The 25632-nt window shown below is 72.6% G+C and carries 21 protein-coding genes; 11 read left to right on the forward strand and 10 right to left on the reverse strand.

What is annotated here, in order from left to right; genetic code table 11:
• The first annotated feature begins 5 nt into the window (after nucleotides 1-5).
• From K311_RS0101565 to K311_RS0101585, 5 genes are all read left to right on the forward strand, one after another.
• Nucleotides 6-509 (forward strand): CYTH domain-containing protein, encoded by a 504-nt coding sequence (locus K311_RS0101565; RefSeq protein ID WP_026815860.1) that lies wholly within the window; start codon nucleotides 6-8, stop codon nucleotides 507-509.
• A complete protein-coding gene (nagZ, locus tag K311_RS0101570) occupies nucleotides 509-1516 on the forward strand; it encodes a beta-N-acetylhexosaminidase (RefSeq protein WP_026815861.1) in 1008 nt (335 codons plus the stop codon). The genes K311_RS0101565 and nagZ overlap by 1 nt, the downstream gene beginning before the upstream one ends.
• Nucleotides 1513-2064: a hypoxanthine-guanine phosphoribosyltransferase gene (locus K311_RS0101575; protein WP_425476566.1), complete on the forward strand. Its 552-nt coding sequence runs from the start codon at nucleotides 1513-1515 to the stop codon at nucleotides 2062-2064. Before nagZ ends, K311_RS0101575 begins: the two co-directional genes overlap by 4 nt.
• Before the next feature lie 129 nt (nucleotides 2065-2193).
• Nucleotides 2194-2958, forward strand: a complete 765-nt coding sequence (locus tag K311_RS0101580) for an S-methyl-5'-thioinosine phosphorylase (RefSeq protein ID WP_026815863.1) — start codon at nucleotides 2194-2196, stop codon at nucleotides 2956-2958.
• Nucleotides 2959-3080: 122 nt separating this feature from the next.
• Nucleotides 3081-3284 carry a cold-shock protein gene (locus K311_RS0101585; RefSeq protein ID WP_026815864.1) on the forward strand — a complete coding sequence of 68 codons (204 nt, stop codon included), beginning with the start codon at nucleotides 3081-3083 and terminating at the stop codon, nucleotides 3282-3284.
• A gap of 402 nt (nucleotides 3285-3686) precedes the next feature.
• On the opposite strand, the gene K311_RS0101590 is transcribed toward K311_RS0101585, so the two are convergent.
• From K311_RS0101590 to K311_RS0101610, 5 genes are all read right to left on the reverse strand, one after another.
• Nucleotides 3687-5447, reverse strand: coding sequence for an ABC transporter transmembrane domain-containing protein (locus K311_RS0101590; protein ID WP_026815865.1), 1761 nt, complete (start codon nucleotides 5445-5447; stop codon nucleotides 3687-3689).
• A complete protein-coding gene (locus tag K311_RS0101595) occupies nucleotides 5444-6046 on the reverse strand; it encodes an IMPACT family protein (protein ID WP_026815866.1) in 603 nt (200 codons plus the stop codon). The genes K311_RS0101590 and K311_RS0101595 overlap by 4 nt, the downstream gene beginning before the upstream one ends.
• Complete coding sequence (locus K311_RS0101600) at nucleotides 6046-7038, reverse strand: hypothetical protein (protein ID WP_026815867.1); 993 nt, start codon at nucleotides 7036-7038, stop codon at nucleotides 6046-6048. Before K311_RS0101600 ends, K311_RS0101595 begins: the two co-directional genes overlap by 1 nt.
• A gap of 10 nt (nucleotides 7039-7048) precedes the next feature.
• Nucleotides 7049-8821 (reverse strand): vWA domain-containing protein, encoded by a 1773-nt coding sequence (locus tag K311_RS0101605; protein WP_026815868.1) that lies wholly within the window; start codon nucleotides 8819-8821, stop codon nucleotides 7049-7051.
• Nucleotides 8822-9107: 286 nt separating this feature from the next.
• Complete coding sequence (locus K311_RS0101610) at nucleotides 9108-9656, reverse strand: RNA polymerase sigma factor (protein WP_026815869.1); 549 nt, start codon at nucleotides 9654-9656, stop codon at nucleotides 9108-9110.
• Between the two features lie 91 nt (nucleotides 9657-9747).
• On the opposite strand from K311_RS0101610, the gene K311_RS0101615 reads away from it, so the two are divergent.
• Nucleotides 9748-11208, forward strand: a complete 1461-nt coding sequence (locus K311_RS0101615) for a diguanylate cyclase domain-containing protein (RefSeq protein WP_026815870.1) — start codon at nucleotides 9748-9750, stop codon at nucleotides 11206-11208.
• Nucleotides 11209-11223: 15 nt separating this feature from the next.
• On the opposite strand, the gene xseA is transcribed toward K311_RS0101615, so the two are convergent.
• Nucleotides 11224-12564, reverse strand: coding sequence for an exodeoxyribonuclease VII large subunit (xseA, locus tag K311_RS0101620; protein ID WP_026815871.1), 1341 nt, complete (start codon nucleotides 12562-12564; stop codon nucleotides 11224-11226).
• Nucleotides 12565-12663: 99 nt separating this feature from the next.
• Here xseA and K311_RS14765 point away from each other — a divergent pair, with 99 nt between their 5' ends.
• The 3 genes from K311_RS14765 to K311_RS14770 are packed head-to-tail and all read left to right on the forward strand — an operon-like array spanning nucleotide 12664 to nucleotide 16299.
• Entirely contained in the window at nucleotides 12664-14301 is a 1638-nt protein-coding gene (locus tag K311_RS14765) for a hypothetical protein (RefSeq protein WP_043797502.1), read from the forward strand.
• Between the two features lie 34 nt (nucleotides 14302-14335).
• Nucleotides 14336-15571 carry a flavodoxin-dependent (E)-4-hydroxy-3-methylbut-2-enyl-diphosphate synthase gene (ispG, locus tag K311_RS0101630; RefSeq protein ID WP_026815872.1) on the forward strand — a complete coding sequence of 412 codons (1236 nt, stop codon included), beginning with the start codon at nucleotides 14336-14338 and terminating at the stop codon, nucleotides 15569-15571.
• Nucleotides 15572-15591: 20 nt separating this feature from the next.
• Nucleotides 15592-16299: a phosphatase PAP2 family protein gene (locus K311_RS14770; RefSeq protein ID WP_051239473.1), complete on the forward strand. Its 708-nt coding sequence runs from the start codon at nucleotides 15592-15594 to the stop codon at nucleotides 16297-16299.
• On the opposite strand, the gene K311_RS0101640 is transcribed toward K311_RS14770, so the two are convergent.
• A complete protein-coding gene (locus K311_RS0101640) occupies nucleotides 16254-17147 on the reverse strand; it encodes a GGDEF domain-containing protein (protein ID WP_026815873.1) in 894 nt (297 codons plus the stop codon). The two genes, K311_RS14770 and K311_RS0101640, sit on opposite strands and share 46 nt — an antisense overlap.
• 90 nt (nucleotides 17148-17237) lie before the next feature.
• Here K311_RS0101640 and K311_RS0101645 point away from each other — a divergent pair, with 90 nt between their 5' ends.
• Nucleotides 17238-19775, forward strand: coding sequence for a serine/threonine-protein kinase (locus tag K311_RS0101645; RefSeq protein WP_026815874.1), 2538 nt, complete (start codon nucleotides 17238-17240; stop codon nucleotides 19773-19775).
• Nucleotides 19776-19821: 46 nt separating this feature from the next.
• Nucleotides 19822-22605, forward strand: coding sequence for a serine/threonine-protein kinase (locus K311_RS0101650; RefSeq protein WP_026815875.1), 2784 nt, complete (start codon nucleotides 19822-19824; stop codon nucleotides 22603-22605).
• Nucleotides 22606-22609: 4 nt separating this feature from the next.
• Here the strand turns inward: K311_RS0101650 and K311_RS14775 are convergent, their stop codons facing one another.
• From K311_RS14775 to K311_RS0101665, 3 genes are read right to left on the reverse strand one after another with little or no spacing between them, the layout of a single operon-like run.
• Complete coding sequence (locus K311_RS14775) at nucleotides 22610-23533, reverse strand: DMT family transporter (protein WP_051239366.1); 924 nt, start codon at nucleotides 23531-23533, stop codon at nucleotides 22610-22612.
• A gap of 9 nt (nucleotides 23534-23542) precedes the next feature.
• Nucleotides 23543-24595 carry a UDP-N-acetylmuramate dehydrogenase gene (murB, locus tag K311_RS0101660; RefSeq protein WP_026815876.1) on the reverse strand — a complete coding sequence of 351 codons (1053 nt, stop codon included), beginning with the start codon at nucleotides 24593-24595 and terminating at the stop codon, nucleotides 23543-23545.
• Entirely contained in the window at nucleotides 24592-25629 is a 1038-nt protein-coding gene (locus tag K311_RS0101665) for a quinone-dependent dihydroorotate dehydrogenase (RefSeq protein ID WP_026815877.1), read from the reverse strand. The genes murB and K311_RS0101665 overlap by 4 nt, the downstream gene beginning before the upstream one ends.
• Nucleotides 25630-25632: the final 3 nt, after the last annotated feature.

Below are 25632 nucleotides of genomic sequence, written 5' to 3' on the forward strand. Positions count from 1 at the left end.
GCCGCATGGGAATCGAGATCGAACGCAAGTTCCGCGTGCGCGGCGAGGGCTGGCGCGACGCCGCCAGCCGGCGCGAGCGCATGGCCCAGGCCTATCTGAACGACCTAGCCGCGGTGGAGCAGGGTGGCCAGAAGGCCTCGGTGCGTGTGCGCATCGCCGGGGACGCCGCCTTCCTCAACATCAAGTCGCGCGAGGCCGGGCACACGCGCCAGGAATTCGACTACGAAATCCCGGTCGCCGATGCGGAGGCGCTGCTGGCCCTGTGCGTCGGCGGGCGCATCGACAAGATGCGCCACTACGTCGAGCACGGCGGCCGCACCTTCGAAGTCGACGAGTTCCTCGGCGACAACGCCGGTCTGGTCGTCGCCGAGCTCGAGCTGGAAGCCGCCGATGCCGCGTTCGAACGTCCCGACTGGCTCGGCGACGAGATCACCGACCAGCCCCGCTACTACAACCTCGCGCTCGCGGCGCGCCCGTATTCGCGCTGGAACGCGCAGGAGAAGACCTGATGCTGGTGATCGGAATCGGCGGCCACGCACTGACCGCCGAAGAGCGCGACTGGCTGCAGCACCCGGCGGTGAGCGGAGTGATCCTGTTCAGCCGCAACTTCGCCTCGAAGGCGCAGGCGGCCGAGCTGAGCGCGGCCATCCGTGCCGCCGCGTCGCGACCGCTGCTGCTGTGCGTCGACCAGGAAGGCGGCCGCGTGCAGCGTTTCCGCGATGGCTACCACCCGCTGCCGGCGCTCGAGGGCTTCGGCCGCCTGCACGGGCGCGATCCGCAGGCGGCGCTGGCACTGGCGCGCGAGCACGCCTGGCTGATGGCCAGCGAGATCCGCGCCACCGGCGTCGACCTCAGCTTCGCGCCGGTGGTCGACCTCGGCCGCGGCAACCGCGCGATCGGCGACCGCGCGTTCTCGGAATCGCCGGAAGTCGTCGCCGACTTCACCCGCGCCTACGTCGCCGGCATGCACGAGGCCGGCATGGCGGCGACGCTGAAGCACTTCCCGGGCCACGGCTCGGTGCTCGAGGACACCCATTTCGACGACGCCGTCGATCCGCGGCCGCTGGAGACCCTGCGCGCCGAGGACCTGCTGCCCTTCGCCGCCGGCATCGCCGCCGGCGCCGAGGCGGTGATGATGGCGCACGTGAAATACCCGGCGGTGGCGCCGGAGCCGGCCGGTTATTCGCCGCGCTGGATCGGCGAGATCCTGCGTCGGGAAATGGGCTTCGATGGCATCGTCTTCTCGGACGACATCGGCATGGCCGCCGCGGAATCGGCCGGCGGCGTGAAGGCGCGCATCGACGCCCACCTCGACGCCGGTTGCGACGCGGTGCTGGTCTGTGCACCGGCCCTGGTCGCCGATTCGCTGCAGGCCGTCGCCGATCGTCCGTCGCCGCGCGACGGGCTGCTGGCGCCACTGCTCGGCCGCGGCGACGTGAACTGGGCCGGCCTCGCGGCCGCGCCACGCCATGCCGGGGCGCGCGACCGCCTCGGCCCCGATCTGGGAGCGGGCTGATGCACAGGGACCTCGCCTCGGCGCTGGCCGATTCCGAGCTGCTGTTCGACCGCGCCGCCATCGCTGCCGCGATCACCGCGATCGCCGAGGCCATCGACGCCGAATACGAAGGCGGCGAGCGCCCGGTCTTCCTGAGCGTGATGCACGGCGGCCTGCTGTTCGCCGGACAGCTGGCGTTGCAGATGAAGACCGACCTCGAGTTCGACTACCTGCACGCGACCCGCTACCGCGGCGCGCTCACCGGTTCCGGCCTGGCCTGGCTGCACCGGCCGGCGACGCCGTTGCGCGGGCGCCGGGTGCTGATCGCCGACGACATCCTCGACGAAGGCCACACCCTGAAGGCCGTCAAGCACTGGTGCGAGGACGAGGGTGCGCTCGACGTGCGCATCGCGGTGCTGGCGGTGAAGGACCACGACCGCCGGGTCGAGGGCATCGAGGCCGACTGGGTCGCGCTGGAGGTACCGGACCGCTACGTCTACGGCTTCGGCATGGACTTCCACGAGCAGGGCCGCAACCTGCCGGGCCTCTACGCCCTCAACACCCCCTGACACCGCTCGACGCCTGCCGACGCCTCCTGTAGGAGCGCCTTCAGGCGCGATCCCCCCGTAGGAGCGCCTTCAGGCGCGATAATTTCCGGCATCGCGCCTGAAGGCGCTCCTACAGAGATGGGTGGAAGCATGGAAGCGATCGGACTGGCGGTGATCGGCGGCACCGGCGTGTACAGGCTCGCCGAGCTGGACGATGTGCAGGCGGTCGAGGCCGACACCCCCTACGGCCGGCCCTCCGGGCCGCTGCGGATCGGCCGCCTCGGCAGTCACCGCGTCGCCTTCCTCGCCCGCCACGGCGAGGGCCATTCGCTGCCGCCGCACCGGGTGAACTACCGCGCCAACCTCTGGGCCCTGCACGCCGCGGGCGCGCGCCGGGTGCTCGCGGTCAATACCGTCGGTGGCATCACCGACGCCTTCGGGCCGCGCGTGCTCGCCTGCCCGGACCAGCTGATCGACTACACCTGGGGCCGGGCGTCGAGCTTCTGGGACCAGGAGGGCGGCGAAGTGCTGCACGTCGATTTCGGCGATCCGTACACGCCCCCGCTGCGTACGGCGGTGCTGGAGGCGGCGGCCCGCGCCGGTGTCGCCGTCGTCGACGGCGGCTGCTACGGCGCCACCCAGGGACCGCGGCTGGAGACGAAGGCCGAGATCGCGCGCATGCGCCGCGACGGCTGCGATCTGGTCGGCATGACCGGCATGCCGGAGGCCGGCCTGGCCCGCGAACTGGGCCTGGATTACGCCTGCCTGGCGGTGGTCGCGAACTGGGCGGCCGGCTGTGGCGATGCCGCCGAGATCACCCTCGCGGAAGTGCTGGCGAACGTCGACGCCGCGGGCGCCGGCTTGCCGGCGCTGCTGCGCGCCCTGCTCGAGGGCGGACAGGGCCGGCGAGAGTGATTCGCGGGACGGAAAGTTCCCGACCAGTTGTCAGCCGTTGGGCCCTTGTTCATACTCGGCGCGTGCACGCGACCGGGGACGGCTGGGCACGCTCGTATCAACCGCAATCGAGGGACAGTTGGATGAGTATCGGCACCGTTAAGTGGTTCAACGACGCCAAGGGCTTCGGTTTCATCGCGCCCGAGGACGGCAGCGCGGACGTGTTCGTGCACTACTCGGCGATCGCTGCGAAGGGTTTCCGATCGCTGCAGGAAGGCCAGCGTGTCAGTTTCGACGTCGTGCAGGGCCCGAAGGGCTCGCAGGCCTCGAACGTCACTCCTGCCTGAAGAATGCTTCCCGGGGAGGGAGGAGAAGGCCCCGCTTCGGCGGGGCCTTTTTTTGTTCCCCCCTACCTTCTGCAGGAGCGGCTTCAGCCGCGATGAACAGCCCTGTAGGAGCGGCTTCAGCCGCGATGAACAGGCCCCGTAGGAGCGGCTTCAGCCGCGATGAACAGGCCCCGTAGGAGCGGCTTCAGCCGCGATGAACAGGCCCCGTAGGAGCGGCTTCAGCCGCGATGAACAGGCCCCGTAGGAGCGGCTTCAGCCGCGATGAACAGGCCCCGTAGGAGCGGCTTCAGCCGCGATGAACAGGCAAGTAGTGGATAACAAATAGCAAGTAGTCGCGGCGACCCGCGGCATACGCACTCAGCGCGCGCCTCCCATTACTTCTTATTTCTTATCCACTATTTCCTACCGGACATCTTGGAACTGCAGCCTGGCCAGTTCCGCATACAACCCACCCGCCGCCATCAGCTGCGCATGCGTGCCCTGGGCGACGATGCGGCCGGCGTCCATCACGACGATGCGGTCGGCTTCCAGCACCGTGGCCAGCCGGTGCGCGATCACCAGGGTCGTGCGGCCGCGCATCAGCCGGGCGAGGGCCTGCTGCACCGCGCGCTCGCTCTGCGCGTCGAGGGCGCTGGTGGCCTCGTCGAGCAGCAGTACGGGGGCGTCCTTGAGCACCGCGCGGGCGATCGCCAGCCGCTGCTGCTGGCCGCCCGATAGCCGCGCGCCGCGCTCGCCGAGTTCGCTGGCGTAACCCTGCGGCAGCGCGGCGAGGAAGTCGTGCGCCTCGGCATCGCGCGCCGCCTGTTCGACCTCGGCATCGTCGGCATCGAGGCGGCCGTAGCGGATGTTCTCGGCGGCGCTCGTCGCGAAGATCACCGGGTCCTGCGGCACCAGTGCCAGCTGTGCGCGCAGCGTCTCCGGGTCGAGCGTGCTCAGGTCGACGCCGTCGATGCGGATCACGCCGGTGTCCGGGTCGTGGAATCGCAGCAGCATCTGCAACACCGTGCTCTTGCCGGCGCCCGAGGGCCCGACCAGGGCGACCGTCTCGCCGGGCGCGACGACCAGGCTGAAGTCGCGCAACGCCGGCGCGTCCGGCCGGGTCGGGTAGCGGAAGGTGACGTCGCGGAATTCGATCCGCCCGCGCAGCGGCACCGGCAGCGTCGCCGGCGTCGCCGGCACCGGCAGGCCCGAACGTTCCCCGAGCAGTTCGGCGATCCGCGCCATGCCGCCGGCCGCGCGCTGCACCTCGTTCCAGACCTCGCTCAGCGCGGTCACCGAACCGGCGCCGATCATCGCGTACAGCAGGAACTGGCCGAGCGTGCCTGCGCTCATCGTCCCGGCGGCGACGTCGCGGGCGCCGACCCACAGCACCGCGGTGATCGAGCCGAACACCAGCACGATCACCACCGCGGTCAGCAGCGACTGCAGGCGGATGCGCTTGCGGGCGGTGCGCAGCGCGGCGTCGACGGCGCCGCCGAAGCGCTGCCGCTCGTGCGCCTCGCGGGCGTAGCTCTGCACGGTGTGCATCGCGCCGAGGGTTTCGGCCGCGCGCGCATTCGCCTCTGCGACGCGGTCCTGGGCGTCCTTCGCGACGCCGCGCACCCGCCGCCCGGCCAGCACCATCGGCGCCACCACCAGCGGGATGCCGAGCAGGGCGAACAGCGCCAGCCGCGGGCTGGTCACCGCCAGCATCACCGCGCTGCCGAGCACGGTGATGCCGCTGCGCAGCGCCACCGACATCGCCGAGCCGATCACCCCGCGCAGCATCTCGGTGTCGGCCGACAGCCGCGACACCAGCTCGCCGCTGCGGCTGCGCTCGAAGAAGGCCTGGTCGAGCCCGAGCAGGTGCCCGTAAAGGGAGCGCCGCAGGTCGGCGATCACCTTCTCGCCGAGCAGGGTCACGAAATAGAAGCGCGCCGCGGTCGCCAGCCCGAGCAGCACCGCGACGCCGAACAGCAGCGCGAACCACGGGTCGATCGAGCCGCCGGCGGAAAAGCCCTCGTCGATCACGTAGCGCACCGCCACCGGCAGCAGCAGGGTCGCCGTCGACGACAGCGCCAGCGCCGCCAGCCACAGCCCGACGAGGGCGCGGTGCGGGCGCACATAGGGCAGCAGGCCGCGCAGGGTGTTCAGTGGCGCGCGCGGTGTTTCGGCGGGGCTCATCCGGGGTCGAGGTCCAGACGTTCGAGACGGGCGGCACCGCGGCTGAGGTCGCGCAGCCGGGCGGCGAGTGCCTCATAGCTGGAGGCGGGCAGGCGCAGGTGCAAGTGCAGGCCGTGCTCGTCGAAAGCTTCGTCCAGCTTCTGCGCGCCGTGCGGCTCGAGCAGCGCATGCACGGTGCCCGAGAGGGCGAAATCGCAGTGCAGGCGCGCCTCGCACCAGGCGATCAGCGGCCGTCGCGGCGCGGTGCGCAGGCATTCGGCGGCGACCCCGCCGTAGGCGCGCACCAGACCGCCGACGCCGAGGTTGGTGCCGCCGTACCAGCGCACCACCAGCACCGCGACCCGGTCGAGGCCCTGCCCGTCGATCGCCGCGAGGATCGGCCGGCCGGCGCTGCCGCCGGGCTCACCGTCGTCGTTGAAGCGGTAGTCGCCGCCGATCCGCCAGGCCCAGCAGTTGTGGGTTGCCTGCGGGTCGCCGGCCTCGGCGAACCAGGCCAGGGCCTCGGCCGGGCTGTCGACCGGTCGGGCGTAGGCGAGAAAGCGGCTCTTCTTCGCCTCCAGCGCGTGCTGCGCCGGGGCGGCCAGGGTTTCCGAAGCCATCAGCGCAGCCGCGCCAGGTCTTCGGGCAGCTCGTGCCCGGGATGGACGCGGCGGAATTCGGCGAGGCTGGCCACGGCGCCGTAGCGGTCGCCGCGGCGCAGGCGTTCGCGGATGCGCTCGATCCATGCCTCCGGCGGCAGCCTGGCGTCGGCGGCGACCGGCGGCAGCGGTTCGGTGGCGGCGGACGTCCGTTCCGGTGCACCGGCGCCGGCCTCGGCGCGGCGCGCCGCATCCCGTCGGGCGGCGTCGCGGGCATTGCGTTCGGCGGTGCTCAGGCGGACCTGCGCGCGGGCGTATTCCTGCTCCGCGGCGGCCGCTTCCCGGCGAAGCCGTCCGTCGTCGGCGGCATCGACATCGGCGGGCGGTGGCGCGAAGGCGCCGACTTCCTCCTCAGCCAGCTCCGGGAATGCCTGGGGAACCGCATCGGCGACCGGCGCCGGCGCCGGCGACATCGCGGCAGGCGGCGGGGGCGGCGGGGGAGGTGGCGGCGTCGCAGTCCGGGCGGCAGCGGGTGGTCGCGTCGTCGTCGCCTGTGGACGTGGCGGTGGCGGCGAGGTCGGGCGGATCGGCCGCGGCGTCGGTTCGACCAGCTCGAACTGGACGGTCTCGGCCGGCGCGGCCTCCGTCTCCAGCGGCACCGGACGCCCCGCCGGCACGCCGCCGACCGGCGGCGGCCGCAGTTGCACGCCGACGCCGATCGCCAGCACCGCGGCCGCGGCGGTGCCGATCGCCCAGGTCGGCAGCCAGCCGAGCGCGGCCGCGGCCCGACGCATCCGCCGGGGTGCCGCGTGCTGCTCGCCCTCCGGGCCCGGGTCGGCCCTACCCGCATCCGCGCCGGTGCCCGCTCCGCCGACGGCGTCGCTGGCGGCGGCGAGGATCGCCGCGTCCAGCTTCGCCGACGGCTCGCCGGCGGGCAGGGCGCGCAGAACCCGCTGCAGGGCGAGTTCGTCGTCCTGCAGGGGTTCCTGGCGCGGGTCGGGCGGTTGCTTCACGGGGTGGGATTCATTCCTGGCTGATCAGGGCGGGCTGGTCGCCGGGGCCGCTCAGGCTGCGCGTCCGGGCGACAAGCTGCAAGAACTCGGCGCGGCGACCGCCGGGATCGCGGCCGGTCGCGCCGGCGGCGAGCGCCTGCACGTCGTCCCAGCGGAAGGTGCCGACATTGCCGCCCCCGCGCAGCAGATCGGCCCAGGCGGCGACCGCGGCGGCGAAGCGCAGGTCCTCGCTGGCTTCGCGGCGCAGGTCGGCGGCGCGGATCGGCGTCTGCACCAGGGTGCTGGTGTCCTCGCCGGGCAGCTTGTAGCGCAGCTTCAGGTGCGCCAGCTCGTCGCCACGGGCGACGGCGGCGGCCGGCGCGGCGCCGTAGCGCAGCGGGTCGCTCGATTCGCAGCCGGCGCCGACCAGGCACAGCTCGTAGATCGCGGTGACGTCGTGGCCGGCGCCGATCTCGCCGGCATCGACGCGGTCGTTGTTGAAGTCCTCGCGCGCCAGCGCCCGGTTCTCGTAACCGATCAGCCGGTATTCGGCGACGGTGGCCGGATTGAACTCGACCTGGATCTTAACGTCGCTGGCGATCGTCAGCAGGGTCGAGCCCAGCTCCTCGACCAGCACCTTGCGCGCTTCCAGGGCGCTGTCGATGTAGGCGTGGTTGCCGTTGCCGACGTCGGCCAGGCGCTCGGCCATCGCGTCGTTGTAGTTGCCGGTGCCGAAGCCGAGGGTGCTCAACGCCACCCCGCTGTCGCGGCCACGGGCGACCCGGGTCTCGAGCGCCTGCTGGTCGGCGATGCCGACGTTGAAGTCGCCGTCGGTCGCGAGAATGATCCGGTTCACGCCGCCCTGCACGAAGGACTGCTGCGCCATCGCATACGCGAGCTCGATGCCGGCGCCGCCGTTGGTCGAGCCACCGGCCTCGAGGCGGTCGAGCGCCTCCAGGATCGTCGCGTGGCGGTCGCCGGCCGTCGGCTCCAGCACCAGGCCGGCGCTGCCGGCGTAGGCGACGATCGTCACCCGGTCCTGCGGGCGCAGCTGCGGCACCAGCTGGGCCAGGCTCTCCTTCAGCAGCGGCAGCTTGTCGGGCGAGAACATCGAACCCGAGGTGTCGATCAGGAACACCAGGTTCGCCGGCGGGATCTCGCTGCGGTCGACGTCGTAGCCCTGGATGCCGATCTGCATCAGCACGCGGCGCGAATCCCACGGCGCCGGCGCCAGCTCGGTGCTGACCGCGAACGGCGTGCGGCGGTCGCGCGGCGCCGCGTAGGCGTAGTCGAAGTAATTCAGCATTTCCTCGACGCGCACCGCATCCTTCGGCGGCATCTGCCCGGCGGCGAGCATGCGGCGCACGTTGCTGTAGCTGCCGGTGTCGACGTCGATCGAGAACGTCGACACCGGGTTGTCGGCGGCGAGCACGATGCCGTTGTCGCTGAATTCCTCGTAGTTCTCGGTGTTCACCGGCAGCGGCATCGTCGCCGGCATCGGCGCGCCGCCGATCATGCGGGCGGGCGGCGGAGGCGGCGGGGCCATGGCGTAGGCCGGCGCCGCGGCGCGGGCCGATTCGGCCTCGGCCCGCAGGCGGCGGGCATCCGCGCGGGCGTGCAGCTCCTGCGCGACCACCGGCGAGGTGGCGACGTCGACCGGCGACGGTTCGTCGAACACGACAGGTTCTTCCGGCATCGGCCGCGAGCGCTCGTCGGCGGTCGGGTCCTGGGATCGTGGCGTCGCGCACGCGCCGAGGAAGGCGGTGACGATCGCGGTGCACAGCAGGGTACGGGTCAGGCGCATGGCGGTTCTCCAGTGGGTTGGGGCCCACTTTCCAACGCACCAGTCCGCGAAACGGGGTTCGCCGTCGAGCTGAAGCCTCGCAGGGCGGCCGGACACATCGGCCGCCGCGCCGCCGCGCTGCGTGGGGCTTGCTTCGCCCCGCGGTCGCAAGCGCCATCCCTGGCCAGCTCACGCGGGTGCGCTCCGGCATCCTGCCTCCGCTCGAAGCCATCCCCACGCATCACGGCGTCGCCCCGACCGTTCGTGGCGGCCGCTCCGGAAGCCATCGCGCTCGACGGCAAACCGATCACGGCCGCAACCTCGCGCGCAGCTTGTCCATCGCGTAGCGGAGTCGCGATTTCACCGTTTCGCGGCCGACGCCGGTGATTTCGCCGATCTCCTCGAGGCTCAGTTCGCGCTCGAGGCGCAGCAGCACGACCTCGCGCTGATCGTCGGGGAGTTCCTCGAGCGCCAGCTGCAGGCGGCGGCGCTGTTCGAAGTCCGAGAGCGTGCGTTCGGGGCTGTCGGGATCGGGCACCCGCGCGGCGAGTTCGTCGCCGTCTTCGGGCGCGTCGGGGCGGTGCTGCTTCGCCCGCCAGTGATCGGCGAGGCGGTTGTGCGCGATCTGGTAGAGCCACGTCGAGAACTTCGCGTCCGGACGCCAGCGTTCGCGCGCGGTGATCACCCGCTGCCAGACGTCCTGGAACAGCTCCTCGGCCAGCGCCTGGTCGCGCAGTTGCCGCTGCAGGTGCCGGAACAGCGGCCCGCGGTGGCGCCCATACAGCACCTGGAACGCGGCGACGTCGCCGGCCCCGTAGGCCAGCATCAGGGCTTCGTCGTCGGCCTCGGCGCGCATGCCGGCAGCCTAAGGAATTTCCCCGGCGGCGAGTAGCGGCGGGTGACCGTCGACCCTGCTGACCGCGTCAGCCGCGGTGTACATTCGCGGCATGGCCGACTCGCGCGCTGCCGGAATCGACAATGCCGATGCCGCCGGCGTCCCGCGCCGACGGCTGCTGGCCGGCCGGCCCCTGCTGGTGGCGCTGCTGGTCCTGCTGCTGGGGGTCTATTTCAGCATCAGCACGGCGCAGCTCGAACGCCAGCGCCAGCTCAGCGCGAGGCAGGCGCAGGTGCAGCGGGAACTCGCGGAATTCCAGGCCCGGCTGGGTTCGGAGATCTGGTCGAGCGTCGCCCTCGCGCGCGGCCTGGCGACCCTGGTCCTGCACATGGAAGGCCTCGGCGAGGAGGAGTTCCAGACCATCGCCGGCGAACTGCGCCGCGACAATCCGCAGATCCTGAACTTCAGCCTCGCGCCGGGTTTCGTGGTCCGCAACGTGCATCCGCGGCCGGGCAACGAGGCGGCGATCGGCCTCGACCTGATCGCCGATCCGATACAGAAGGAACCGGTGCTGCGCGCGATCCGCCTCGACCGGCCGGTGCTGGCCGGTCCCTTCGACCTCGTCCAGGGCGGGCAGGCGCTGGCGATCCGGATTCCGCTGTGGGTCGACCAGGAACAGGTGCCGCGGCTGTGGGGCGCGGTCAGCGTCGTGCTCGACTATGAGCAGGTGATGCGCCGCGCCGGCATCCGCAAGCTCGAAGGCGACTATTCGCTGGCGATCATCGGCCGCGACGCCGGCGGCCCGGGCGGCGACCTGTTCCGCGGCGAGCGTTTCCCGGCCGATGCCGAGCCGGTGCGTTCGCCGGTGTTCCAGCCCGGCGGCAGCTGGCTGCTGATGGCGATTCCGAAAGAGGGCTGGTACGTGCGGCCCTGGTGGCTCGGCTGGGGCTTCGTGGTCCGCCTGCTGCTGAGTCTGGTCGCCGCCTGGGGCACGCTGCGCATCCTGCAGGACCGCCAGCGCATCCAGCAGCTGGCCGCACGCGACCTGCTGACCGACCTGCCGAACCGGCGCTGGGCGATGCTGCAGCTGGAGAAGCTTCTGCAGCGTCACCGCCGCGGCGGCGGGGGCGGTTTCGCGGTGCTGAGCATCGACCTCGACGGCTTCAAGCCCGTCAACGACACCTACGGCCACGCCGCCGGCGACATGCTGCTGGCCGAGATCGGCCGGCGGATGACCGCGGCGGTGCGGCCCGGCGATCTGGTCGCGCGCATGGGCGGCGACGAATTCCTCGTGCTGGTGCCGACCGAACGCGGCGCCGGCGAGGAGTGGCTGCGCGAGGTCGCCGCGCGCGTGCAGGAGGCGATCAGCCGGCCGATCCAGATCGAGGGCCATTGGGTCGTCGTCGGCTCCAGCCTCGGGGTCGCGGTGTTCCCGGCCGATGGTGACGATGCCGAGTCGCTGCTGCGCAAGTCCGACACCGCGATGTACCGGGCGAAGGCCGGCGGCGTGCACGGGGTGGAGTTCGCCAGCCCGCTGCCCGGCTTCGCGGGCGCGGTGATCGACGCCGACTGAGCCGGCGTCGCGGCCTCAGTCGCTGCCTTCGACGCGCAGACGCAGGCGACCCTCGGCGAGGCGGGCGTGCACGGCGTCGCCGACCGCGACATCGTCGGCTTCGCGGACGATGCGGCCGTCGTCGGCGCGCTGCACCAGCGCGTAGCCGCGCGCCAGCGTCGCCAGCGGGCTCAGCGATTCCAGCGTGCGCAGGAGTTCGGCCAGGCGCGCGCAACGCTGCTGCTGCGGCCGCTGCGGCGCCACCTGCAGGCGCTGGCCGAGCAGGGCGAGCCGGTGCCGGTGCGCCGCGAGCCGCGCCCGCGGATGCGCGAGGTCGAGCCGGCGCTGCAGGCGCTGCAGGCGGTCTCCCGGCGCCGCGAGCAGTTGCCGCTGCCGGCGTTCGAGGCGCTCGCGCAACTGCTGCAGCCGGCGCTGGCCACGTTCCAGGCGAAGCTGCGGGCGTGCGGCCTGCAGCCGCAGCCAGGCCTGGTCGGTGCGCTGCGCCCGCGTCGCCGCCATGCGCGAAAGCGCCCCGGCGAGCCGGCGCTGCTGCTGTTGCAGTCGCTGCTGCAGTTCGCGGCAGTCGGGTACCAGCAGTTCCGCGGCCGCCGAGGGGGTCGGCGCGCGCAGGTCGGCGACGAAGTCGGCGAGGCTGAAGTCGGTCTCGTGCCCGACCGCCGACACCACCGGCACCGGCGAGGCGGCGATCGCCCGCGCCAGGTCGACGTCGTTGAAAGACCACAGGTCCTCCAGCGAGCCGCCGCCGCGGGCGAGCAGCAGCACATCGTGGCGGCCGGCACGGCCGGCGGCGTCGAGCATCGCGCGGATCCGCGCGGCGGCGCCGTCGCCCTGCACCGGCACCGGCAGCACCTCGACCGGCAGCAGCGGAAAGCGCCGGCCGAGCACGCTGAGGATGTCGCGCACCGCCGCGCCGGTCGGCGAGGTGATCACCCCGAGCCGGCGCGGGAAGGCGGGCAGCGGCCGCTTGCGCGCGGGGTCGAACAGGCCTTCGGCCTCCAGCTTGGCCTTCAGTTGCTCGAAGGCGCGGCGCAGGGCGCCTTCGCCGGCTTCCTCCAGATGTTCCAGCACCAGCTGGTAGTCGCCGCGCGCCTCGTACAGGGTCAGCCGGCCGCGTGCCTGCACCAGCATGCCGTCGCGCGGCAGGAAGCGCAGGCGCTGGGCGTTCTGCCGGAACAGCGCGCAGCGCACCTGCGCGCGTTCGTCCTTCAGGGTGAAGTAGCAGTGCCCGGAAGCGGGGCGGGCGAAGCCGCTGATCTCGCCCTCGACCCAGACCTGGGCGAAGCTGCCTTCCAGCAGGTCGCGCGCCAGCGCATTGAGCTGGGACGGGCGCAGGACCTGGCGTTCGCGGGGCAGCAGGGACATTAGGGGCACCGGGGACGGCCGGACAGGATACCCGTCCGGGCTGGGGGAATGCGCCGGCCCGGTCTAGACTGTATCGGCCCCCGGAGAATGCCCATGAGCGAGAGCTACCGCCGACTGCGCGAGGACCTGCCGACCCCGCCCGCCACCGGCGCCTTCGCCGCCGAACCGAAGAAGGTGAAGGCCTGGGTCGCGGCCCTGCCGCGCGCCAATGCCCAGGCCACCGAGCAGGCGCTGACCCAGGCGCTCGAGCAGCTGCTCGCGCAGCGCCTCGAGGGTGGCCAGCGCGCGGCGGCGCTGGAGGAGCTGCGGCCCGCGGTCGTCGATTCGATCGCCCTGCTGGAAGGCCAGTACGCCAACAACCCGCTGCCGCTGCCGACCGACAAGGCGCAGGCGGCGGTCGCGGCCGAACGGTTCCACCTGCTGCTGGCACACGGCTACCGCAAGGCCGCGGTCGAACTCTGCGCGCCCGCCGGCTCGGTGCCTTTCCTGAAGGGCAGCGCGGTGCTGCAGTCGCTGCATCACGCCGCCTGGCACTACGCGCGGGCGCTGGCCCTGGCCTGGCGGATCTACCGGCCGGCGGCGCCGGGGGCCTGGCAGGGCCTGCACCGGGTGCACCGCTTCGCCGCCGAACTGCGGCTGGACCGCAAGGCGGTCGAGGACCGCCTCGGCGGCACCGGCATGGACATCAACACGCTGTACGTGCAGACGCTGCTGGTCGCGGCGGTGAATCCCTATGCGTTCGCGCAGGCAGAACAGGACCTGCTGTGGCCGCTGGCGCGCGGCTACGCCGCCCGCTGCGGGCTGGCGTCGCAACCGCCGGAATCGGGCGCGCCGGTGGTGCCCGACGATGCCGATCGCGGCCCCGGCCCGGGCGCCGGCGAGCAGTCGCATGCGCACTGGCTGGACCTGCGCGCATTCGCCGACGACGTCGAGCGGGCGCTCACCCGGGTTCGCGACGGACATTCCGAACTGGTGCCGGGGCCCGGACAGGGCGTGCGCGTCGGCAACGACCTGCTGCGCCGGCTGCAGCGCGCGTTCGGACAGACCGCGGCGCGGGCGATGGTGCGCCTGCCCGCCGGGCACCGGCTCGACAGCGTGCTCGGCCTGAGCGCCGTGCATTATTTCCTCGCCGGCCAGCGCGATTTCGACACCTTCATGCGGCAGTCCGCGCAGGGCAACGTGCACGTGATCGCCGGCGCCGCGTGGACGCAGGTTGCGTCGGCGATGACGCGGGTGCCGCGGGTCGCCGCGCGCGTGCTCGACCAGAGCCTCGGCGGCTACCGCATGACCTGGGCCAGCGCCGAACAGGCGCGCGCCCGCGTCGGCGAACTGGTCGGGCTGGGCTTCGGCGACGGCGACGAGAGCGACTGGATGGTCGGGGTGATGCGCTGGCTGCGCTACGAGGTCGACGGCAGCCTGTCGGCGGGTGTCGAACTGCTGGCGCGCCGCGCGACCCCGGTCGCCCTGCGCGTCGTCGGTCCCGACGGCGAGGCCCGACACGTCGGGCGCGCGGTCGAGGTCTTCGCGATCGACGGCAGCTCCGGCCGCCGCTTCGTCGCCAATGCGGCGATCGAATCCGGCTGCCGGGTCGAAGTCATCCACGACGCCATGACCGCGAGCCCGGAACTGGCGGGGCGGGGCCCGGACGTGCTCGGCGACGTCGAGGTGCTGCTCAACGCCGGCGACTACTACCTGATCGGCGAACGCAGCACCGCCGACCTCGCCGCGTGAGCGGCGCTTCCAGCAGCAACCGAACGGAATCCCGATGAGCGAAGCAGTACCGCAGCCGCGGCGCTCGACCCGCGCCGTCGACATCGCCGGCGTGCGCGTCGGTGGCGGCGCGCCGGTCGTCGTGCAGTCGATGACCAATACCGATACCGCCGACGTCGTGGCGACCACGAAGCAGGTCGCCGAGCTCTGGCGCGCCGGCTCGGAGCTGGTGCGGATCACGGTGAACAACCCGGAATCGGCGGCCGCGGTGCCGCGCATCCGCGAACGCCTGGACATGATGGGCGTGCCGGTGCCGCTGGTCGGCGACTTCCACTACAACGGCGACCGCCTGCTGGCGGCCGAGCCGGCCTGCGCCGAGGCCCTGGCCAAGTACCGCATCAACCCGGGCAACGTCGGCTTCGGCAAGAAGCGCGACACCCAGTTCGCGGCGATCGTCGAGAAAGCGATCGAGTTCGGCAAGCCGGTGCGCATCGGCGTCAACTGGGGTTCGCTGGACCAGGCACTCGCCGCGCGGCTGATGGATCAGAACGCGGCGCGCGCCGAGCCCTGGGACGCCGGCCGCGTGCTGCGCGAGGCGCTGGTGGTGTCGGCGATCGAGTCGGCGGAACGCGCGGTGGAGATCGGCCTCGGCCGCGAGCGCATCGTGCTGTCGGCCAAGGTCAGCGGCGTGCAGGAGCTGATCGCGGTCTATCGCGACCTGTCGGCACGCACCGACTTCCCGCTGCACCTGGGCCTGACCGAGGCCGGCATGGGCAGCAAGGGCATCGTCGCCTCGAGCGCGGCGCTGGCGGTGCTGCTGCAGGAAGGTATCGGCGACACCATCCGCATCTCGCTGACGCCCGAGCCCGGCGCGCCGCGCACGCAGGAGGTGATCGTCGCGCAGGAACTGCTGCAGACGATGGGCCTGCGCGCGTTCACGCCGCTGGTCACCGCCTGCCCGGGCTGCGGGCGCACCACCAGCGAGTTCTTCCAGGTGCTCGCGCAGAAGGTGCAGGAACACGTGCGCGCGCAGATGCCGGTGTGGAAGCTCAAGCATCCCGGCGCCGAGAACCTGTCGCTGGCGGTGATGGGCTGCGTCGTCAACGGCCCCGGCGAATCGCGCCACGCCGACATCGGCATCTCGCTGCCGGGCACCGGCGAGGCGCCGGCGGCACCGGTGTTCATCGACGGCCAGAAGGCGATGACCCTGCGCGGCGAGAACATCGCCGAGGAATTCGTCGCGGTGATCGACGACTACGTCGCCCGGCGCTGGGCGGGGCAGGGCGGGTGAGGTATCGCACGCGCCGGCGGCTGGTGCATGTGCGCCTGGTCCGCCGCGCGATCGCCGCCTACCTGCGCGCGCGCTGGCGGCGACTGGCGCTGGCCTTCGCCGGCGTGGCGCTGCCGCTGATGCTGTTCGCCTTCTTCGCCGAGGACGTGCACGACGGCGATCCCTTCCCGTTCGACGAACCGCTGCTGCTGGCGGCGAAGGCGCACGAGAGCCTGGCGATGGACCGCGTCATGCTGGTCGGCAGCGAACTCGGCTACCGGATGGGCGTGGTGCCCGTCGACTTCCTGCTGGTGACCGGCCTGCTGGCGACGCGGCGGCTGCGCCCGGGCCTGTTCGCGGCGGTCGCGATCGGCGGTTCAGCGCTGCTCAACCTCGCCGCCAAGGCGGTGTTCCAGCGCGCGCGACCGGACCTGTGGCTGTCGATCGCGCCCGAACACAACTTCAGTTTTCCGAGCGGGCACGCGATGGGCTCGGCGACCCTGGCGGCGACGGTGCTGCTGCTGGTGTGGCACACGCGCTGGCGCGGGCCGGCGGCGCTGCTCGGCCTGGCCTTCATGGTCTGGGTCGCGTCCTCGCGCATCTACCTCGGGGTGCACTGGCCGTCGGACATCATCGCCGGCTGGGCCGCGGCGATCGCGTGGGTGGTGGCGACCTACCTGATCGTGCGCCCGCGGCGCGCGCCTCAGTACGCGCAGACGCGGTTGCGGCCGGATTCCTTGGCGCGGTAGAGGGCGGCGTCGGCGGCCTTCATCAGGGTGCTGCGGTCGCTGCGGTCCATCGCCAGGTCGGCGAGGCCGGCGCTGATGGTGATCCGGCGCTCCTCGCCGCCCAGCGTGAAGCGCAGCTCGCCGATCGCGGCGCGCACGCGTTCGGCGAACGCGCGCGCGGCCGCGAGGTCGGATTCGGGCAGCAGCACCGCGAACTCCTCGCCGCCGATGCGGGCGGCGATGTCCTCGTCGCGCACCCAGGCGCGCAGCTCCTGCGCCAGCCGGCGCAGCACGCCGTCGCCGGCGACATGGCCGTACTGGTCGTTGATCGGCTTGAACAGGTCGACGTCGATGATGCACATCACCAGCGGCCGCCCGTGCCGAAGCGAGCGGGCGATCTCCTTGTCGACCTGCTCGACGAAATGGCGGCGGTTGTACAGCTCGGTCAGCGCGTCGTGGGTCGCGAGCTGGTAGACCTCCTCGTGGTAGCGGGCCTCCACGCTCGAATGGCTGATGAACTTCAGGATCGTCTCGCCGATCGTGATGTGGTCGCCGTCGTCGAGCGCGATCTCCTCCACCGGGCGGTCGTTGACGCGGGTGCGGTTGGTCGCGCCGAGGTCGCGGATCCGGTAGATGTCGCCGACCCGCCAGATCTCGCAGTGCTGGCGCGAGACCGACATGTGCGGGATGTGCAGGTCGGCCTCCTGCGAGCGGCCGACGATGACCGGCTTCTCCTCGATGTCGGCGCGCCGGCCGAGGCCCTCGCCGTGGATGACGACCACGCAGGCCGAGCGCGGCGCGGGGCGCCGCGGGCCGGGGGTGAACAGAGTCAACTGGGTCGTGACCGGTTCGACGTCGGTCGGGCTCATTGCGCACCACGGGAGGGGGCCGGCCCGAGTGTAACGGATGCCGGAAAGTTTCGGAGTAGGCTTGGCGGGGTCCGATAGGGGGACGCCGAGATGGTCGGGAGCAATTCCGGAGAAGGCGCCGTCACCTCGCTGCCACCCGGTTCCGGGGGTGGCGGCGAGCCGCGTGAAAGCCTGTTCGCGCCGGGCAGCCGGATCGGCAACTACGAGATCGAGGCGCTGATCGGCCGTGGCGGCATGGGCGAGGTTTACCGGGCCCGCCAGCTGCTGCCGGTGCAGCGCGTCGTGGCGCTCAAGGTGCTGGTGCGGCGGCTGGACGCGCGCCTGCGCGACCTGTTCGCGTACGAAAGCCAGGTGCTGGCGACGATGCGCCACCCCGCCATTGCCCAGATCCACGATGCCGGCACCACCGACGACGGCATCCCCTGGTTCGCGATGGAGCTGATCGAGGGCGAACCGCTGACGGCCTACAGCGAACGCCACGGCCTGCCGTTGCGCACGCGCCTCGAGTTGTTCATCCGTGTCTGCGAAGGCGTCCGGCACGCGCACCGCAACGGCGTCATCCACCGCGACCTCAAGCCCGGCAACCTGCTGGTGGTCGAGGTCGACGGGCTGCCGATGCCGAAGATCATCGATTTCGGCGTCGCCACCGGCGTGCAGCGGGTGGCTCGCGCCGACGAGGCGATCGGCACCCCCGGCTACATGAGCCCGGAGCAGGCGGGGCAGGATGCCGTCGCCGTCGACACCCGCAGCGACGTGTGGTCCCTCGGCATCGTGCTGCACCACCTGCTGACCGGGCTGCGCCCCGAGGCCGCGGCTGGCGCCGTCACCGACGTGTCGCACGCGCGGCCGTCGGCCCAGCTCTCGGCAAGCGGCCGCACCCGCCAGCGCGCGGAGCAGCTCGGCCTGCCGCGGCGGCAACTGTTCGCCAGCCTGCGCGACGACCTCGACTGGGTCGTCGCCAAGGCGACGCGGCGCGATCGCAACGATCGCTACGACAGCGCCGGCGAACTCGCCGAGGACCTGCGACGGTTCCTCGCCGGGCTGCCGCTGCGGGCCGTGCCGTCGTCACGGGTGTACATCGCACGCAAGCTGGTCCGCCGCCACCGCGGCGCGATCGCCGTCGCGGCGACGGTCGCGCTGGCGCTGGTCGCCGGCCTCGCGGCGGCGCTGTACGGGCTGGAGCAGGCGCGGCGCCAGGAAGCGGTCGCCCGCCGCCACGGTGACGAGCTGGCGCAGATCGTCGCCTTCCAGCGATCGATGCTCGAGGCGCTCGATGCGGAAGAGATGGGCGCCGGGCTGCTCGCCGGCATTCGCGGCCAGGTCGAAAGCGGACCGCCGCTGGACCCCGAAGTCGTCGACGCGGCGCTGGCCCGGATCAACGGCGTCGACCTGGCACGCGAACTGATCGACCGCGACCTGCTGGCCGGCGCAGAGGCGGCCGTCGAAAGGGATTTCGCCGCACAACCGCTGCTGGCGTCGCAGATCTTCGACGCCATCGGCCAGGTCCACGCGCCGCTCGGCATGCACGAAGCTGCCGCCCGCAACTTCGCCGCCGCGGCCGACCGCCGCGAGGCGGTACATGGCGCAGAGGATCCCGTTGCCGTCACGCTGCGACTCCGGCAGGCCCGGGCGGAACTGTTGAGGGAAGACTTCGAGGCCGCGCAGCGGCTGGTACGGCAGCTGCGGACACTGGCGCCGGCGGTACTCGCCGAAGCCGGCCAGGCCGCCGAGCTGGACCGTGTAGAGGCCGAGGTCCTGGTCGCGGCCGCCGACTTCCCGGCGGCGGTCAGGCTTCTGCAGTCCGCGGTAGATCGGGAGCGCGCGCGCGGTGGCGACGACGATCCGACCCTGCTGTCGCTGGAACTGGCCCTGGCGATCGCGCTGCTTCGGTCGGGCGAGGTCGAGGACGCCCGCGCGCGCCTGGAAAGGCTCGTCGCGCACCACCGCCGCCTGCAGTCGTCGCCCGCGACAACGATGGACGTGATGGCGCAGCTGGCCATCGCCTACGCGATGGGCGGTGCGCTGGAGAAGGCGGTTCCGATCCAGCGCGAGGTCGTCGCGCTGGCGCGGGAAAGCAGCGGCGCCGGTCATCCCTCCACCCTGCGTGCCATCGGCAACCTCGCCAGCATGCTGACGAACCTTGGCGAGTTCGCGGAGGCGGAGGCGCTCCAGCGCACGGTGCTCGAACAGAACGAACGCCTCCACGGCCGTGCCGGCCGTCCGACCTTGCGCAACAAGCTCAACCTGGCGGCCGTGCTGCACCGGCAGGAACGCTACGACGAGGCGCTGTCGCTGAGCAACGAAGTGCTGACCGCCCGCACGATCGCCCTCGGCGAGCGCCACCCGGACTCGATCAATGCCCTCGGCGCCGTCGGCCTCAACCTCTACTGGGGCGGGCGCCGTGCGGAAGGCACCGGCACCTCGAGGCAGGCGCTGGAACTGGCGCGCGAGGTGCTCGGTGACCGCCACCCGACCACGCGCTACGTCGCGACCGGGCTGGCCGCCGTGCTTCTTCACCAGGGTCGCGAAGCCGAGGCGGTTGCGCTGCTCGAGGCGCTCGGCCTCCGTGACGCCTTGCCGGCGGTGCGCGACCGCGTCGCTGTCGCGCCGAATCCGCCGGCGCCGTGACTTTCCGTCCACAGCCGCTAACATCGCCGGCAGGAGTGGAGCGCGCATGACGAGAGCAGGCGACAGCGACGACCTGGCGCCGACCGAGGGCCTGCCGGCCCGGGCCGGTGCCGCGCCCGCGGGTGACGACGGCGGAGGCGGTTCGCTCGCCAACGGCACCCGCATGGGCCGCTATCGCATCGATGCCCTGCTGGGCCGCGGCGGCATGGGCGAGGTCTACCGCGCCGAACAGCTCGAACCGGTGCGGCGCACGGTGGCGCTGAAGCTGATGAACGCGCGCCGGCTCGACGCCCGCCACCTGGCCTACTTCGAGGTCGAGCGGCAGATGCTGGCGCACATGAAGCACCCGGCGATCGCCCAGGTCTACGACGCCGGCGCGACCCCCGAAGGCTTCCCGTTCTTCGCGATGGAGTTCATCGAGGGCAGCCCGCTCACGACGTACTGCGAGCAGCACCGGCTCGGCCTGCAAGCGCGGCTGGAGCTTTTCGCGCGGGTCTGCGAGGGCGTCCAGCATGCGCACCAGAAGGGCGTGATCCATCGCGACCTGAAGCCGGGCAACATCCTCGTCACCGAGGTCGACGGCCGGCCGGTGCCGAAGATCATCGATTTCGGCATCGCCACCGCCGCCAGCCGCTCGCTCGCCGCCGGCGAGCATGCCGGCGAGTTCGAACGCGCCGGTACCCCGGACTACATGAGTCCCGAGCAGGCGGGACTCGAGCCCGGCCTCGAGGTCGACACCCGCAGCGACGTCTATTCGCTCGGCGTGCTGCTGTACGAACTGCTCGCCGGCCGCCGTCCGGGCGTCGGCGCCGACACCTCGCGGGTGGTGCACACGGGCACCGGCACCACCGTGCCGCCGCCGTCGGCGCAGATCGAAACGCTGGCCCCGGGCAATGCCGAGGCGCGCGCCGACCAGCTCGGCCTCAGCCGGCCGCGCCTGCGCCGCCTGCTGCGCGACGAGCTCGACTGGGTCGTGTTGAAGGCGATGCGCCGCGACCGGACCGAGCGTTACGCGTCGGCGGCGGCGCTGGCCGACGAACTGCGGCGCTTCCTGGACGACCGGCCGCTGCTGGCGGTGCCGGCGAGCCGCGGCTACACCGCGCGCAAGTGGCTGCGCCGGCACCGGCTCGGGTTCGCGGCGGCGAGCGCGGTGGCGCTGGCGGTACTGGTGGGCTTCGGCCTGTCGCTCTACGGCCTGCGGCAGGCCAATGCCGCCCGCGCCGTCGCCGAGGAGCAGCGTGCGCTCGCGGAACAGCGCAGCGCCGAACTCGAGCGGGTCGCCGCGTTCCAGCAGTCGATGCTGGCGGGGATCGACCTGCCGGGCATGGGCGCGACCCTGGCCGCCGGCCTGCGCGAGCAGATCGAGCGCGACGCCCCCGACCTCGCACCGACCCTGGAGCCGCTGCTGTCGGCGAGCAGTCCGACGGACCTCGCTCGCCGGCTCATCGACCGTGACCTGCTGGCGAACGCGCTGGTGGCGATCGAGCGCGACTTCGCCGACCGCCCGGACCTCGCCGCCGACCTGCGCGAGTCCGTCGCCCGGGTGCAGCTTGAACTGGCCGTTTTCGACAAGGCGGTCGAAGTCGCCCGCGAAGTCGCCGACTACCGCGAACGGGCGCTCGGCCCCGGTGATCCGGCCACCCTGCATGCCCGCCACATCCAGGCGTCGGCGCTGTCGTCGACCGGCGACTACCAGGGGGCGCTTGACCTGATCGTCAAGCTGCGCGCCGATGCCGCCGGACTGGATGAACTCGATCCGGTGCGGCTCGAAATCGAGATGGCCTGGCACCTGGCCCTGGCCCTGGTCGGCGAGCGCGAGCAGGCACTCGAGCTGCAGCGGGCGCTCGCGACGCGACTCACCGAAGCCCTCGGCAGCGGCGACCCGTTGGCGATGAAGGCGACCAACAACCTCGGCATCAGCCTCGCCCGGCGCGGCGAGATGACCGAAGCGCGGGCCGTCTTCGAAGACCTGTACAGCCGCCGCGTGGCGGCGCTCGGCGCCGAGCACGAGGATACCCTCGGCACGATGTCGAACCTGGCGGTGTTGCGGGCGATGGGCCGCGACCACGAGTCCGCGCTCGAACTGCACCGCAGTCTGGTCGAGGTGCAGACGCGGCGGCTCGGCCGCGAGCACCCGACCACGCTGTCGGAACGCGGCAATTACGCGAACACCCTCAACGCCGTCGGCGAGTCGGCGGCTGCCGAGGCCGAATGGCGGGCGGTGCTCGCCGGTCGCCAGCGCATCCTCGGCGGCGACGCCCGCGACACCCTGCGCGCGAAGCTCAACCTGGCGGCGGTGATCGCCCGCGACGGCGAGCGCTTCCCGGAGGCGCTGGCGCTCGAGGAGGAAGTGATCGAGGGGCGCACGCGCCTGCTCGGCCCCCGCCATCCGGACACCGTCTTCATCCTCACCAACCACGGCATGACGCTCTATCGCGCCGGGCGCCCGGCCGAGGCGGCGGCCGTGCTGGCCGACGCGGCGCCGCTGGCGCTGGAGGTGCTCGGCGAGCGCAATCCGCAGGCGATCTCGGCGGTGCAGATACACGGGATGGCGCTGCTGGCGATGGGCCGGGCGGAAGCCGCGCTGGTGCCGCTGCGGCAGGCGATGGCGCTGCGCGGTGGTGCCGACGGCGGCGATGATCTCGAAGTGACGCCGTCCGCCGCGGCGACGGCGCGGGCACTGCGCCGGCTGGGGCGCGCGGCCGAGGCGCAGGCGCTGGAGGAGCGTTACCTGGCGCCGCTGCTGGCGAAGCCCGCGGACGCCCGCGACGACCGCGAGGCGCACGTGCTCGAACTGATCGCCGAGCAGACCGCGCTGGAGCGACGCTGAACCCTCAGGGCGGCGTCGGGATGTCGGCGCCGATCTCGCGGTCGGTCACCGCGTGGCGTGCCAGCCGGGTTTCGCGCCGGGCGATGTAGATGTTCGCGGCGAAGATGATCGCCGCACCGGCGCAGGTCCAGCGGTCCACCGCCTCGTCGAACAGCCACCAGCCGAACACGCCGACCACGAGGATCTGCAGGAAGCTGATCGGCGTCAGCAGCGAGGCGTCGGCCAGCTTCAGCGCCCGCGTCCACAGCATGTGGCCGCCGCTGCCCAGGGCACCGGCGAGCACGATCCACAGCCACGTGATGCCGGTCGGCGTCACCCAGACGAGCACCGCCGGCAGCGCCGCCATCGGCACCCACAGCAGGGTCGTCCAGATGACGATCGCGTCCGGATGCTCGCTGCGCGACAGGAACTTGATGCTGATCGCCGCGTTCGCGCTGGCCAGCGCCGCCAGCAGCGCGACCAGGCTGCCGGCGCTGAAGGACGCCGCACCGGGGCGCATGATCACCAGCACGCCGGCGAAGCCGATCAGTACGGCGGTCCAGCGCCGCGCGCGCACGACCTCGCCGAGGAAGACCACGGCGCCGAGGGTCACGAACAGCGGCGTCGAGTAGGAGATCGCGACCGCCTGCGCCAGCGGCAGGTGCACGATCGCCCAGAATCCCGCCAGCATCGACACCATGCCGATCGCGCAGCGCATCACGTAGAAGCCCAGTCGGCGCGTGCGCATCAGGCCCGGACCGTGCCGCAGCAGCAGCGGCAGCACGAAGGCCAGGCCGAAGAAAGCGCGGAAGAAGGCGATCTCGAAGGCGTGCAGCTGCGCCGATGCCAGCCGGATCGCGACCGCCATCAGGCCGAAGCTGACGGTGCCGGCGACCATCAGCGCGATCGCCCGCCCGACGGGCGACGGCGTGCCTGTGGAGGTGGCCATGCCGGCAGGTCAGCCGGCGTCGGGATCGAAGCGGGCGCCGATGATCCGCGGCTCCGGCTCCAGCGCGATGCCGAAGCGCTCGCGCACCGAGGCGGCGACGCGGCGCGCCAGGTCCAGCAGTTGCGGGCCGGTGGCGTTGCCGTGGTTCACCAGGACCAGGGCGTGCTGGGCAGCGATGCCGGCGTCGCCGTCGCGGTGACCCTTCCAGCCGCAGGCCTCGATCAGCCACGCGGCCGACAGCTTGGCTTCGTCCCCGCCGGCCGGGTACACCGGCAGCGCCGGATGTTCGGCCTTCAGCGCCGCGGCGGTCGCCGCCGGCACCAACGGATTCTTGAAGAAGCTGCCGGCGTTGCCGAGCAGGGCGGGGTTCGGGAGCTTGCGGGTGCGCAGGCGCGAGATCGCCTCGGCGACCTGGCTCGGCCGCGGCGACTCCCCCGCGCCGATCGCCGCGAGTTCCTCGCGCACGCCGGCGTAGTCCAGGCGCAGCGCGCGCCGGCGCGGCAGGCGCAGCTCCAGCGCGGTGACGACCCAGCGGTCGGTTTCGCGCTTGAAGCGGCTGTCGCGGTAGCCGAGTTCGCAGTCGGCGCGGGCCAGGCGCTTGACCTGGCCGGTGTCCCGCTGGAAGGCCTCGACCGCCTCGACGAATTCGCCGACCTCGACCCCGTAGGCGCCGATGTTCTGGATCGGCGCGGCGCCGACGGTACCGGGGATCATCGCCAGGTTCTCGAGCCCGCAGAGGCCACGCGCCAGGGTCCAGGCGACGAGGTCGTTCCAGTTCATGCCGGCCTCGGCGCGCACGACCGCGCTGTCGCCGTCGTCGGCGACGATGCGGATGCCGGCCATCGTCAGGCAGATCGCCACACCCGGGAAATCGCCGGCGAACAGCAGGTTGCTGCCTTCGCCGAGCACCAGCACCGGGCCGTCGCGCAGCATCGCGAAGTCGAACAGCTCGACCAGCGCCTCGGCGCGCGCCACGTCGGCCATCATCGCCGCCTTCGCTGGCACCCGGAACGTGTTGCGGCCCTGCAGCGAGACGTCCTCGGCGAGCCGGTAGCCGCTCACGCGACGCCCTCGCGGCGGCGCTTCATCGCGGTCACCGCCTCGGCGATCAGCGCCGGGCCGCGGAACACCAGGCCGGTGTAGATCTGCACCATCAGCGCACCCGCGGCGACCTTGCCGGCGGCGTCGGCGCCGCTGAGGACGCCACCGACACCGATCATCGGAATCGCCGGGTCCAGGCGTGCGCGCAGGCGGCGCAGCACCGCGGTCGACTTGCCGTACAACGGGGCCCCGGAAAGACCGCCGGTCTCGTGGGCCAGCTTGTGGCCGGCGATCACGGTGCGGTCGATGGTGGTGTTGGTGGCGATCACGCCGTCGACGCCGAGCTGGCCGAGCACGCGCGCACAGGCCTCGATGTCGTCGTCGCTCAGGTCGGGGGCGATCTTCACCAGCATCGGCACGCGCTTGCCATGTTGCGCGCCCAGCCTTTCCTGCGCCTCGCGCAGCGTGCCGACGAGCTGGCGCAGCGCCTGCTCCTCCTGCAGTTCGCGCAGGCCGGCGGTATTCGGCGACGAGATGTTGACGGTGACGTAGTCGGCCAGCGGATACACCCGCTCGAGGCAGTACAGGTAGTCCTCGTGCGCGCGCTCGTTCGGGGTGTCCTTGTTCCTGCCGATGTTGATGCCGACGAGACCGCCGCCACGCCGGCGGGCGCGGCCGACGTTGCGCACCAGCGCGTCGACGCCTTCATTGTTGAAGCCGAGCCGGTTGATCACCGCGTTCTGGTCGGCGAGCCGGAACATGCGCGGCTTCGGGTTGCCGGCCTGCGGTTTCGGCGTGACCGTGCCGACTTCGACGAAACCGAAGCCGAGTCCGAGCAGCGCATCGACGTGGGCGCCGTTCTTGTCCAGCCCGGCGGCGCAGCCGACCGGGTTCGGGAACTCGAGGCCGAAGGCGCGCGTCACCAGCGGCGGCGGTTTCGGCGCCAGCAGCGGGTTCAGGCCGGTGCGCCAGGCGGCCTCGAGCGCGGCCAGACCGAGGCCGTGCGCGCGCTCGGCGTCGACGCCGAACAGAAAGGGGCGGGCGAGTCCGTACATGCG

This window comes from Arenimonas composti TR7-09 = DSM 18010 (assembly GCF_000426365.1).
GTDB lineage: Bacteria > Pseudomonadota > Gammaproteobacteria > Xanthomonadales > Xanthomonadaceae > Arenimonas > Arenimonas composti.